We start from the raw sequence: 12779 nt of genomic DNA, 5'->3' as shown, positions 1-12779 counted from the left end.
CCAGTGTAATTTTCATTTTTGATAAATCAAATATTTTACTTAGGGAGATCTGACCATGGAAAGAGAAATGGTGTTCGATCAAAAATTTTCGATAGTCACCAAGGATGGAAACGAAGAGACTTTCAATTTTTTTATGTTTGAAGATACCCCTATCATTACATATAAAAAATGGGAGCATTCTTTTTATACTAATTTTGAGGCGCAAGGATGGACTTCTAAGGACAGACCAGATTTTGCTAACAAGGGATTGGTGTTTATCATTTCTGTAAATAATACAATGTTGGATTGGTGCGCGCTGTATCATGAACTTGGACATGTGAAAAATAAACACCCATTAGGACTAAAAGGGAGACTAGAGAAAGTCACAGAAGGAATTGTAAGCCCATATGAATTAGAGGCAGATCAGTATGTTCTAAAGAATATGGGGCGCGAAAAGACTACAGTTTGGCTTGAGAGTTTGATCATGTATTTAACAGATGAGATAAATAAGCGTGAAATTTATAAGGAATCGGGATATCTTCAAGAAGCAGGATTAAAAGGACTTGAAATGTACTATGTGAGCTTAAAAGAAGTGCAACTTAGAATGAACTATCTGTGAAACGTACATTTTACGGAAAGTGAGGTGAATAAGTATGACTTGGTTCTTAATATTGTTATTTATAGTATCAGCAATGGCGCTAGATAGAATGCTACGTTTAAACAAAGATAGCAATATTATTAGAGCTATTGTGGTTGGACTAATGTTTCCGCTATTTTTGTGTCCACTCTTTGTTATCTATGAATGGAGTCCATGGAATGAAGGGGCTGGACTTGCTTACTCATATTTAGGATTTTATTTAATTTTGATTTTATATTTTGCGAATGTTAAACCCAAGAATTATAAAGAGGACAACCAATGAAAAATATACAAGAATGTTCCTATGCGCTGTTTTTATTATCTAACTGTGCATTTGGAGAAGAGCTGGCACTTAAAGCGAATGACTATGGAACAAACCTAATGCCAATCTCAAGAGCATTACAGAGAATTGGCTCAGAGGTATTCGATTTCGAATTGCCCAACCTTTACAATCTAGGTACATATAATTTTATGAGAAAACAGACTCAAAGCAGTAAACTATTTAAGCAGTTTGATCCATATCTTGGTTGTTATTATATTCGAAAAGACAGAACTCGCGTGGTATATGTTAACTTTCCATATGATGATAAAAAGAGTATCAACAGGTTCTTGAAGACTGCTGCAATTTGGTCAGGATTAGAATTTGATGAATTTAAAGCTCGATATAAGACATATCTAATAAAGCATATGGTTAGCAATGAACTTCTTCCTCATGAGCAATTGATGTTTTTCGATAGGTTTAATTATAGAGAATATTTAAGTCCGCAATTCGAGTGGCTAATGAATTCTTAATCAAATTTTCCTTTTATGGAGAAAAGGGTGAAATAGTATGAACAAAAGAGTTATAATTAACGATTCTACGGTTTGGAAAGAAGCAATTGGTAAATCAGGGGCAATAAAAGGAAACCCGATCCGAACAAGCAATTCTGAAGATTTATACTTGGTAGAGTTTGATGATGTTGCAACCAAACAACTTAGTAGTTCATATGGTGGTTTCACATTCAAGAAGGGTGATTTTAATTTTATATAAAATCTTTCTTTCACATAGAAACGAGGGGAATAAGGTGGCACAAATTTACTTAAACAAAAATGATAAAGAAGCAGCAGAAATAGTGTATTTCATTTTTAAAGATAAGATGGAGTCTGGTGGAGTGCTGATGTTTAAAGAAAACGGTGAAGAAGACGAAGAAGCGCATTATTCTATGGTTGAGAAGATCGATTCTTTGTTTGATAAGTTAAGAGAATGAAAGGGTAGTTTATGCAGAAAAATTACTTAAATAAAAAGGAATTTGTATACCGAGGTAAGAGCAACCCACCTGATATATGGTCAAGCAACATAGCGAAACGATACTCATTTGAGTCAAACTTCTGGATGATATACACAGCACTGAGTACATATGAGCGGTCAACTCCTTTTGGGAATAAAATATTTGAGGGCGAACTAGAACGGTGCGATGGAGAAACAGTCCTCCAATTTTATTTAGACGGGGATTTAACCATATTGATTAATACTCCTTTCAAACAGTATGTTGAAGGGTATGATCAGGTTCCAGTTCCTAAATATGTCCTAAACACGATCAGAACTATACACAATAATTTGATTGCTGATGAACATTTCTATGACAAAATCAAACCTGATAATTTGCACTACACACAGTACAGCAGAAAAGAACAAAAAAGACTGTTCAAATGGAAGTTTACTTTCACAGGAAGGAGATTAGGCGAACATGGGTTGGAGCATTGATTTGATTTCAGATAGAAAGATAACAGAAGAAGAAGTTGATAAGCTAGTGAGCAATCTACCTCAAGAAATGTCATTTGTTCTGGGTAACAGCAAGCAACCTTGGGGATGGTCGACAGCGGTAGATGTAGCAATCAAGGATGAGTATGTTATATGGTTGAGTGGTTCATATGGTATGTCTGGAGCGATTGCAGAGAAGTTCACGATACATATGAAAGATGAATTGGAGAAAATAGGCCATACAATTTCTTTAATAGACAGAAGATAAATTAATGATTATTCGAGAGATGAGGAGATAATATGCAGCATTACCATTTATTCAAGAAGCTTAAAGCGGATTCTTGGGATTGGCATAGTGATGAAGATGATGAACTATGGGAAGAAATTAGAAAAGAGTATGACAACAACAAGTGGAAGCCAGTCATGGAACTTCTGGTTAATCAAAATATGAGCAGAGGTAATAAGGCTTTAATTACTAAAAGTTCATACAAATTAGCCAAAAGAATTAAAGATGAGTTAGATGTAGATGTTTTCCCTGCAATAGTTAAAATCGACTATGGATCAATGCCTAAAATGGAACGGTTCGGCTGGAAAATGTATTCAATGTTTGGCGAGCATATGAGAAATGTTTATTCAAATTGGTCTCCTAAAGATCTGTTACCAAAAAAATATGAAATTGATTCGTTTCCCTTTGGCTCTCTTGATATTGAATTGATTAGAAACTCAAAGAAGAAAGACTGATAATAATATAGACGTATTAAGTAAGTCGAAGGGTGGTGGCTAGATGGCTAATAAGAAAACCAAAGAACTTTATGCGCTAATGGATGATTTACACGATCACAAAGAGAAATTGGATCATTATGCCATACATAGAAATCGATCTGGTAATCGTGTATCAAATAGACTGAAACTCATGGAAGAACAGGCAGTAGAGATCGAAAAGATTGCTTTGAAAATTCAACATCAAATACAATCCATGAGAAGAACATAATTTACAATATAATGGGGTGAGAGTATTTTTTGTGATTTTAGAAAGACATTTAACCCAACACCTGAAGAAGTGATTGAGCAAAAACTAGTTCTTCAAAAGATTATTGACGAGGATAAAAAATTTTGGTTGGATAAAGGGTTAACTCTTGCTGAGATAGACTTGCTACATGATATGGAGGTAAGTGAAACGCAACATTTGCGCTCATTCCAGACATACGTAGAAAGGCGTGCTCTTCTCTCAAGCGGGATCATTTCGCTAGAGCAGGTAAAGAATAACATCAGCAAATATAAGGACTCGATAAAAGGTTGATTTGATTAGAAGTATTTAAGAATAAAAATATGTACAAATAATAAAATGTATGATAAGATGAATCTAAAGGAGGAATTAAATACATATATGAACTTAAAAACAATTAAACGAAAGCTACAAGATGCCCACAGAGAGTTTATTGGTTCTATCGATGATGAATCAATTGTAAAGATTGTTAACGAAAAGTCTTTTATTACCGGAGGAGCTATTGTATCACTACTGCTTAATGAAGAACCAAATGATTATGATTACTATTTCATGGATAAGGAATCATGCAAGAAGGTAGCAGAATACTACGTAAAAAAATTTAATAAGAGAACCAATAATCATTACGATGTTAAGGTGGAAGAGAAAGAAAATAGAATCAGAGTTATTGTCCCAAGCGCAGGAGTAGCAGGAGCAAAATACAAAGAAGGATATCTACCAGTTTTCGTATCGTCTAATGCAATCACTCTTTCGGATGATGTTCAATTGGTAAATAGATTTTATGGAAACCCTGAAGAGATACATAAGAATTATGACTACGTTCATTGTACTTGTTACTTCATCCCACATAATAACGAATTGGTCTTACCACAAAAAGCACTTGAGTCAATAGTTACAAAAGAATTGAAATATGTTGGCTCAAAATATCCTTTAGCGTCTGTAATTAGATCGAGAAAATACATACAAAGAGGCTGGAGTATCAACGCAGGACAATACCTGAAGATGATCTTACAATGTGGCGAGTTAAATCTAGACGATGCAAATGTCTTAGAGGAACAACTTACTGGAGTGGATCTGACTCTATTCAGAGATATTATTGAGCAAATCAAAATTCACTCAGTTAAGCCTGATTTTGTTATTAGTACTGAATGGATATCTGAAGTAATTGATCAGGTATTTGATGGAGAAGGAGCAGCATCATCTGACAATGAGGAGTAGGTAAAAGTACAGTTTCATCAGAATAGTGGATTAGGAAATGAGAGGTATCGAGAGTATCGTAGAGTATAAGGGAGGTGATTGTGAGTGATTTACGATGTTGCTAAAGGTCAGAAGTTCAAACATTACAAAGGTGGAACATATCAGTTCGTATGCTTTGCCACACACACTGAACAGCAAGAAGGATTGGCCGTTTACATGGGAGATAACAATCAAGTGTGGGCGAGACCAGTAGATATATTCTTTGGATTTACAGATGATGGAACAAAGCGATTTGTAGAAATTAATGAATGGGAAGACAGCGAATAAACAGGATTGGATTGATAGCAAGTGGAAGTGGATTTCGTAACAGTAGATGATATTCTGAAGTATTACAATAGCAAAGAGAAAGACAGTGAAGATAAGAACGCCAATGAGAAAAGTGAGTAAATTTATATCTAAAACGATACATATATTACCGCTGAAAATACAAACACCTGTTTGATATACTTAAATGGGTGATAATATGTTTACTTCTCCAATGTTGCTATACAAAGCACCAAATAATAAGCCTTTTAATAGTGATTTGCATATAACAGAGCTTAAACTCGATGGTATACGTCTAATCATTGACTACAGAGATAAAGTAAAAATCTATACAAGACACAATAACGATGTCACTTCTAAGTTTCCTGAGTTGGTTGAAAATATACCAATAAGAAAAGGGACAACGCTTGATGGAGAACTAATCGTAACTGACTCAGATGGTAAACCAAATTTTGAATCTGTTATGGAACGGTTCATGTCAAAGAGGAGCAAACATAAAGTTGCTTTCTGTGCGTTCGACATCATTAACTTTGAAGGTAAAAGTGTGACTTCCAAACCTCTTTTACAGCGCAAAGAAATACTGTCTAGTGCATTCATAGACAATGAATTCTATGCAAAATCCATTTTTATAAAAGGAAATGGAATTGAATACTTTAACGTCGCTAAGGAGCAAAAGCTTGAAGGGGTAGTTTTAAAAGATATTCGCTCAAAGTATGAGATCGATAAACGTTCTGATAAGTGGTTAAAGGTAATTGCCTATGAAATAGGCGAATACTACATTGCTGGATACAAGACAAATGAATTTGGCTGGCTTCTGTCAGACGGAAAACAAATAGTCGGTGTTATGACTTTAGCTGTAGGAGCAAACGAACGCAAAGCTGGATACAAAGTATTCCAACAACTCAAGAAAAGCGAAACTGAGGATACAGTCTATATTGATCCTGTCATCAAGTGTGTAGTTAAGCATAGAGGATATACCAAAAACAATTTGTTGAGATTGCCTGAATTCGAAAGCTTTGTATTCTAAGGAGGTGATTAAACTGGCTAGACCAGTTAAGTGTCCAATCTGTACACAATATGGACAGAAGGAAGACATGAAGTATGAAGAAGATAAACGATACTATCATGTTGAGTATTGTCATGGTAAGTATTTGAAAGACAAAGATTTCAAAGCCAAAGAAAGAAAAGAATTGGACTGTTTAGCTGAGGCTATAGTCAAAATACATAAACTTAATAGCGTAAATACCATCCCCAATACATTTTATCCATACATTCAAGAACTCAGGAATGATTCAGTATTGTTTGGTAGGGTGAGTAGACGCTATAAAGAGGGAATCACCTATAAAACAATTGAGAATACATACGAATACTGCGCTGAGAAAATTGAATGGGCAAAGGGGAATAAAGAGTTTAAGAACTTGATGAGTGAGCTAAAATATTGTTTTGCCATTGTAAGAAATAACATTGAGAATTGCCTTAGGGATGGGAGTAAGTCTTCTAAGCAGAAAGCCGAAACGGCAATATTGATGAATCATGTGGATTCAATGAAAGAAGTAAATAAAATCATCAGTAACGCACAAAACAAAAGGATTAAAGAAAGCGAAGAAAAATTAGATTTAACAACATTGTTTGACTAATAAGGTGGTGGGATTATCTCAGAAGAAGTTTCCAAAATTGAGGATTTAGGAACTGAGATGCTTATAGTGGGCAGCATGTACCTAAATCCCGATTTATTTCTAGATTATAGTGAGCTCATTAAGTCTAATTATGATTTCAATCAAGCATCAAACAAATTTCTGTATGATTCCCTTGTGGATTTATATAGTCAGCATGCTGGAACAGAAATCAATGAAGTGAAAATAAACATCTACATGAATTCAGATACGGACAGGAAGGCAAAGTATGAGTACCTCAAAGGGTATAAGTATATAGATAGGATCATGAAGTTGGTTGATTTGGATGACTTCCCTACTTATTATGAAAAACTGAAGAAGTACTCATTGTTACGAGAATTTGAAAGAAAAGGATTCCCAGTTCAGAAGTTAATGGGCAGAAAAGATTTTGACAAGATATGCACAGAAGACATTATTAAGGGAATGGAATATCAGATTAATACCATTGGTACAGTGATCGGTGGTGTTGAAGATAGTATTATCTTGGGACACAACATGCCAGATAAGATTGAAGAGTGGGAATTAACACCAGATGTTGGAGTCCCAATTCCTTTTGCTATTATCAATGGACTTTTGCGAGGACTTCGTGGTAAGAAGTTCAATCTTTTTGGAATGCATAGTGGATGCGGAAAGAGTCGCACAACAAGTAAAATAGCATGCCATTTGGGCATAAAATTACAGATCCCTGTGTTGGTTCTTGTAAATGAACAAGATGAAGCTGAATGGTTAGGAATGCAAATCAGTTGCGTTCTCAATAATCCCGAGTTTGGGTTTGATATCCAGATGAAGAGAAAAGGGATTGATGGAATCGATGAGACAAAAATAGTCACAGGAACCCTAAATAAAGACGAAAAAGAGATTGTTAAAGAAGCAGCACAATACATAAAAGCAAACAGTAAGATATACTTTTTGGAGTTGAACAAGTATGACGAAAACACTCTGAAAAGACAAATCAAACGCCATAAACTGAGAAACTGTCAGTTGATTATTTATGACACGATGAAAGCACCGGATCACGACTGGATGACTTTCGTGAGAACTGCCGATATGTTAAAAGAGGTTGCAAGTACTGAGGATATTCCTGTTTGGTCGACTTTTCAATTGACAGATGACAGTTTGTTCAATGATATGCTCACCAGCCAAGCTATTGCAAACGGCAAGCACATCAAACACGTCGCAGACTCATTAATGATGGCAAAGCCAATTTCACGAGATCAGTATGATAAATTCGTGATATATAACCCGAATGACCCGTTTATCGGAGAGTCCACAACACAATTAGAAATGCATATCAACTATTATATGGTAGTAATTGATAAGAACCGTGGCGGTAAAGACAAGGATATCCTTTGTTTTGAAGTAGATAAAGGGAAGAACTTGTGGATTGAAAAAGGGTACTTGGTTCCATCGCAAGGAGAGAAAGAACTTAAGCAACTCAAGAAAGAGAACAAAAAGCTTAAGACTGAAAAAGAGGTTGCAAATTTACGTAAGGCTTTGAATAAGGATTAATCCGAGAGGTGATATAAAATTGATGCTCAAACTTTAAAGGACAACATAATACGAGACAATAAAGTTGCTGATATTTTAATCTCTCTAGGGTGTCATATCAACGATAGAATGTCAGACAATATTGAAATACGTTCAACTAGGCCGGGAGGCAGCAATCCAACAAGCCTGCAAGTGTTTAGAGACAATTTGTTGGTGAATTGTTATAGTAGCCCCTTACCAAAGCCAGCAGATATAATAACTCTGGTACAGCAATATAAAGACATATCTTTTTCAAAAGCAATGTACTATATTTGTGATGTGTGTGGATACAGTTATTATTCGGACTATAAGAACGTAAAAGAAGAGGTAGATCCTATTCTCTCCTTTCTTGATTCAATTGAACCCAAAACGGAAGTTAAAGATGAAGTCCCACTTCGTAAGATTGATGAATCAGTTTTAAATATGTACATATCAATGCCAAATTGGAAGTTCTTAGAGGAGGGGATATCGTGCGAAGCACAAAAACTATTTGAAGTAGGTTACTCTCTCAATGACAACTGCATAACCATACCTGTTAGGGATGATCTTGGCTCTCTAGTTGGAGTGAAGGGAAGGACAACTCTTGATTACGAGAAACTAAAAATCTCAAAGTATTGGTATCCTGTGCCTACTCCTAAAAGCCTAATCTTATACGGACTTGACAAGACATATGAGCACATTAAGTCTACTGGATGTGTCTATGTATTTGAGGCTGAAAAAAGTGTCCAGAAGGCATGGAGCTATGGAATTAAAAATAGTGTCAGCATAGGTGGGCATGAACTAAGTGAAACTCAAGTGCTAAAGTTGGAGCGTTTGGGCGTAGAGATTGTATTGGCATTTGATAACAATGTAACCAGTGATGAGATCAAAGACGAAGCTAGAAAGTTTGTATTGCGAGACAATGTATACTGCTTATTTGCTATAAAAAATACTGGCGTAATGGGGGAGAAAGATGCCCCTATAGACCATGGAAGTGAATTTTTCATGAAGATGGTGCAAGAAGACAAATACAAAATAAGAGTGTAATTAGGAGATGTTTAATGTTTACTGTAAAGCAACTTGAAGAATTGAGTTATTTATCATGGTGGGATCTGAGTTGTCCTCCATTGAAAGTGTTATTTGATGATTGGAAAGAAGTTAATGGTCTAAGCGATGATGTTATTGATAAAATGATGGATGTTTTGATGGAGCAGTAAGCAGATAAAATATAGTTTTCATTAAAACAATTGAAGAATAAAAATACATATTGACATAAATAATAACGATAGTATAATAACAATATAAGACTGAAAGGGATGGTCGAATGTATGAGCAGAGGATGGACGTATCTGATCTTACGCCCACACAAAATGAGGAGGAAGCCACCCATGTCAAGATACTCGCATGTCTGAGAAACGTACCAGTTACAATCGGGGGAATGTACAAGCTATACATCATGAAATATGATGATTGTGCCGCAGTAGAAGAAGAAATATACATATTAGACGACAACGGAAACGAGAACTTTTCATTCTGGCTCTGCTGCAAAAAGGAATTTTACAAGTGACTGTACTAGACAACATTCATCGGGTTGAGAGAAGTAATCTGATGAATGTTGGATTTCATAAAGAATAGGAGATTGAACAATGACAATGACAGCAAAGCAAGTAGTCGAGATGGTTATGGGTAAGCTTAAGTTAAAGGATGATAAGTTAAAACTTTATTATTTGACTCATACATATGATGAAAAACAAAGTCGTGTTTGGGTGAAGGCTCCGTATGATCAAGAGACGTTCGAAGTAATCTGTGCGCATATCCAATATGAATGCTTTGAAATAGAAGAATCATATGGAATGAGCCAAGAAGACGTTTTAAAAGTACTGGAGAATCTGTATGAATGTTCAGGGACATTTTCTTCAACTAAAGATGAGAAGAGAAAAGCTATTGAAGTGGATCTATATCAGAATTGGGAAATTTATTGTGGTTTAGCAAATGATATTCAGGATATTGAGCTATTAAAACGTGCTGAGATGAATGAAACACTAAAAGATATTGTAAAGCAGTTTTGTAACTCACAGTCAGAGGACGAGTAGATGTCGCTTCAAATTAAAGATGAAACGGTATATGTGATTTATCGAAATGATCAGCCTTATGAAGCACGAGGAAGAAAACTTGTTTACACATCTAAAGGAGCTGCTAATGGGGTAGTCACCAAGGAAGCTTATGACGAGGCCAGATTGTCATATAAAGGTGATTGGTATGAACTTAGCAATAGTAAGCGAGAAACCATGACAGAGAAAGTGAAGAAAGAGTTTAACATTGTAAAATATGGCCAAAGGGGAATGAGAATTGAAAATTTTAACTAACTATGAAGACTTGATTGGTAAAACAGTTTCATTTGTACACGCAGCACAGTTTGCTAAAGCCATCACAATTGCCACCACCAGTAACGAAGTAATTGTAATGGATAGAGAGATTGACGAGTATGGAGAAGAAGGAAATATTCGAGTCTACTCGGAACATAAAGCGCTAGAATACATTAAAAAAGAAGATAATCGATATATTCGGAATAGCCTTTCTGAATATGCAGGGTTTGATATTGAAGAATACAATAAACAGAAAAAAGAAGAGGAAGATAGAAAGAGAGCTGAATGGCAATATAAGCAAGAAAAGAGAGAAAGAGAAGAGTATGAGAGATTGAAACAGAAGTTTAATTCTTAATGATATTTGAATTTTAAACAAAAGTTGGGGGGGCGTCAATTGAAAACAATTAAATTCAAAGCAGTCAATTCTGGTGATGGAGAGTCTTTTTGCTTCGATGTTGATAGGGAAACTTTTACGTTGATTACTGGAAGAGAACCAGAGGACTGGATGGATTATCAATCAGGAGAATACGTAGGACAAGACGATGAACTGATGTTTGTTTCAAGTGATCCAAATAAATGCAGGGTTTATCCAAATGATATTTTTGGTCATTCTGGCGAGGAAGTTGAAATAGAAGTGAAGGTAATGACTCTGTAGTTCAAGTAAAAGAAGAGTTTCATAAAAAAAGCAAGGGTAGCCCACGCCCCTCGCTCACTAGCAAATTTATAACAGTAACATATTTACATGGATGACAATATATACGCCTATAGCAGCGGCTACGAATAAGAAGTAATCAATAGCCTTCGGATACTTAATATCAAGCATCCTGAAAATGACTCTGAACAAGACAAGAACTAAGAAAGTTGCAATTAAAATTTTCAATGTATCTAAAAACATACTGAACCACTCCCATAAATGTAAGTTACATTTAAGGGCAGCCCATCCTTTGGTATAACAGTTTTATTACATTCATCGCGTCTTTACTGCCTCAGAAATGATGTTGCAAATTTAATCCAACAGAAAGTTTGCGTGGGTATGATCATTATAGAGGAAAATATTTGAAAAGTTAAGACACTTTTGCGTTTAATATAAAATATTTTATAGACAGAGAGGTGAAGAATAGATGAAGCCTTGGAATAAACCAATTCGATTTCACTACGCAAGCAATGTGAAAAAATATGATAAACAAAATATTACACACAATAAGAATTATGGTGTCACTAATTGGATGGTGGGAACTTGCACATATCCTTGGAGCCCTTGGGTTCAGATTCACATTGGATACTTCTCGGTGCAGATCAAATGGTATCTGATCACAGTAATCTTTAGTGTAATCTGTTTTATGACTGGAGTGTTAATTGGCAATTAAATAAAGAAAGTGTTGTCTAAATATAATAAAAGGAGAAATACATATGAGCGAGATGAAATATTACAAAATTAAACGAGGGACTAAGTATGATCAAGCAGTTAAGAAACACTTTGAGCTCAATAATCAATGGAAACAAGTGTATGGGAAGTTGAGTGAAGCATTGGGTGAGAAAATTACAAAAATGGCACAACATCCGAAATTTTTGACGATTGATCCGACAGAACTTACTAAAGAAGAGAACCAGAAAGCATTCAAAAAGGATGGAAGTTTGAAAGGCAATTCTAAGAAAGCAAAAGAGATTGGCGAAAAATACAAGCAAATTATTGAAGAATGCGGTCTTGCTGATTATGAGAACTTGGGAACCATTAACTTTATCTATGGCGTAATGAGATATCAAGGAGAGACGCTTAAGACTTTTAGAACAAGCGAATTCGATCTGTATTATAAGGCTGATTTTGATATCGATGAACGTTCTAAGCGGACAAATAGTGGAGAAAGCCTTGTTGAGGAGATCACAGAGATAGAGTATACAGAGAAGTATCTTGAAGAGATTAAGAAAAAAGAAGTGGCTTGATCAATTTAAGGGGGGATACGATTGCATTTAATCCATAGATGGATTAAGAAAAAAGATACAGGCAAGCGGATGTATCTGGAATGTAAAGTATGCAGTAAGAGAAAGGTTATTGAAAAATTTAAAGAGGGTCATCAGCCAATTGATAAAAGATGGCTACACAAGCTAGTAGATTGATTCTAAATGAAACTGCTCTTTTACAGAGATTTAATGAGTTATGTCATCGCATTATCCAATTAACCTGAAATGGAGAGTGATTGATTTGAGAAAAGCAAATATCAAAATCATCAACAAACAAACAGGATTGGTAGACAAGTGGCTGACAAATGAACTAATCAACAACAATGACAATATTACATTACCTGAAAAATTCAAAATAGTAATACAATAATCCGTTTAAAGGAGTGATTTT

At 35.2% G+C, this 12779-nt stretch carries 21 protein-coding genes; all 21 read left to right on the top strand.

The genetic code is table 11. From position 1 onward, the window contains the following. The first annotated feature begins 55 nt into the window (after window positions 1-55). The 21 genes from A6049_RS01765 to A6049_RS01655 all read left to right on the top strand — a co-directional run bounded on the left by A6049_RS01765 (window position 56) and on the right by A6049_RS01655 (window position 12370). Window positions 56-598, top strand: coding sequence for a hypothetical protein (locus A6049_RS01765; RefSeq protein WP_063562936.1), 543 nt, complete (start codon window positions 56-58; stop codon window positions 596-598). Between the two features lie 34 nt (window positions 599-632). Beyond that, a complete protein-coding gene (locus tag A6049_RS01760; RefSeq protein ID WP_063562935.1) occupies window positions 633-899 on the top strand; it encodes a hypothetical protein in 267 nt (88 codons plus the stop codon). Further along, a complete protein-coding gene (locus tag A6049_RS01755) occupies window positions 896-1408 on the top strand; it encodes a hypothetical protein (RefSeq protein ID WP_063562934.1) in 513 nt (170 codons plus the stop codon). Before A6049_RS01760 ends, A6049_RS01755 begins: the two co-directional genes overlap by 4 nt. 37 nt (window positions 1409-1445) lie before the next feature. Further along, entirely contained in the window at window positions 1446-1646 is a 201-nt protein-coding gene (locus A6049_RS01750; protein ID WP_063562933.1) for a hypothetical protein, read from the top strand. A gap of 34 nt (window positions 1647-1680) precedes the next feature. Continuing rightward, window positions 1681-1863 (top strand): hypothetical protein, encoded by a 183-nt coding sequence (locus A6049_RS01745; RefSeq protein ID WP_063562932.1) that lies wholly within the window; start codon window positions 1681-1683, stop codon window positions 1861-1863. 480 nt (window positions 1864-2343) lie between these two features. Further along, complete coding sequence (locus A6049_RS01735) at window positions 2344-2625, top strand: hypothetical protein (RefSeq protein ID WP_063562930.1); 282 nt, start codon at window positions 2344-2346, stop codon at window positions 2623-2625. A gap of 32 nt (window positions 2626-2657) precedes the next feature. Further along, on the top strand, window positions 2658-3098 hold the full coding sequence (locus A6049_RS01730) for a hypothetical protein (RefSeq protein ID WP_063562929.1): 441 nt from the start codon (window positions 2658-2660) through the stop codon (window positions 3096-3098). Between the two features lie 43 nt (window positions 3099-3141). Next, window positions 3142-3348, top strand: coding sequence for a hypothetical protein (locus tag A6049_RS01725; protein ID WP_063562928.1), 207 nt, complete (start codon window positions 3142-3144; stop codon window positions 3346-3348). A gap of 396 nt (window positions 3349-3744) precedes the next feature. Then, a complete protein-coding gene (locus A6049_RS01715) occupies window positions 3745-4581 on the top strand; it encodes a Gabija anti-defense Gad2 family protein (RefSeq protein WP_063562926.1) in 837 nt (278 codons plus the stop codon). An 84-nt stretch (window positions 4582-4665) separates the two neighbouring features. Next, window positions 4666-4887 (top strand): DUF1653 domain-containing protein, encoded by a 222-nt coding sequence (locus A6049_RS01710; RefSeq protein ID WP_095205920.1) that lies wholly within the window; start codon window positions 4666-4668, stop codon window positions 4885-4887. Between the two features lie 196 nt (window positions 4888-5083). Further along, window positions 5084-5911: an ATP-dependent DNA ligase gene (locus A6049_RS01705; protein WP_063562925.1), complete on the top strand. Its 828-nt coding sequence runs from the start codon at window positions 5084-5086 to the stop codon at window positions 5909-5911. 67 nt (window positions 5912-5978) lie between these two features. After that, window positions 5979-6521, top strand: a complete 543-nt coding sequence (locus tag A6049_RS01700; protein WP_063562924.1) for a hypothetical protein — start codon at window positions 5979-5981, stop codon at window positions 6519-6521. 57 nt (window positions 6522-6578) lie between these two features. Continuing rightward, window positions 6579-8066: a DnaB-like helicase C-terminal domain-containing protein gene (locus tag A6049_RS01695; RefSeq protein ID WP_063562923.1), complete on the top strand. Its 1488-nt coding sequence runs from the start codon at window positions 6579-6581 to the stop codon at window positions 8064-8066. 108 nt (window positions 8067-8174) lie between these two features. Next, window positions 8175-9110, top strand: a complete 936-nt coding sequence (locus A6049_RS01690; RefSeq protein ID WP_145921884.1) for a hypothetical protein — start codon at window positions 8175-8177, stop codon at window positions 9108-9110. Between the two features lie 14 nt (window positions 9111-9124). After that, entirely contained in the window at window positions 9125-9280 is a 156-nt protein-coding gene (locus tag A6049_RS33105) for a hypothetical protein (protein ID WP_161490521.1), read from the top strand. A 107-nt stretch (window positions 9281-9387) separates the two neighbouring features. After that, the gene (locus tag A6049_RS01685; RefSeq protein ID WP_063562921.1) at window positions 9388-9630 is read left to right on the top strand and encodes a hypothetical protein; all 243 of its coding nucleotides are present in this window, start codon (window positions 9388-9390) and stop codon (window positions 9628-9630) included. Between the two features lie 79 nt (window positions 9631-9709). Then, the gene (locus A6049_RS01680; RefSeq protein ID WP_063562920.1) at window positions 9710-10156 is read left to right on the top strand and encodes a hypothetical protein; all 447 of its coding nucleotides are present in this window, start codon (window positions 9710-9712) and stop codon (window positions 10154-10156) included. Continuing rightward, window positions 10157-10429, top strand: a complete 273-nt coding sequence (locus A6049_RS01675) for a hypothetical protein (protein WP_063562919.1) — start codon at window positions 10157-10159, stop codon at window positions 10427-10429. Continuing rightward, on the top strand, window positions 10413-10784 hold the full coding sequence (locus A6049_RS01670) for a hypothetical protein (protein WP_063562918.1): 372 nt from the start codon (window positions 10413-10415) through the stop codon (window positions 10782-10784). The genes A6049_RS01675 and A6049_RS01670 overlap by 17 nt, the downstream gene beginning before the upstream one ends. A gap of 39 nt (window positions 10785-10823) precedes the next feature. Continuing rightward, entirely contained in the window at window positions 10824-11084 is a 261-nt protein-coding gene (locus tag A6049_RS01665; RefSeq protein ID WP_063562917.1) for a hypothetical protein, read from the top strand. Between the two features lie 755 nt (window positions 11085-11839). Further along, entirely contained in the window at window positions 11840-12370 is a 531-nt protein-coding gene (locus A6049_RS01655) for a hypothetical protein (protein ID WP_063562915.1), read from the top strand. Window positions 12371-12779 lie beyond the last annotated feature (409 nt).

Source organism: Paenibacillus sp. O199 (assembly GCF_001636635.1).
GTDB classification, from domain to species: Bacteria; Bacillota; Bacilli; order Paenibacillales; family Paenibacillaceae; genus Paenibacillus; species Paenibacillus marchantiae.
This window is presented reverse-complemented; position numbering and strand designations above follow the sequence as displayed.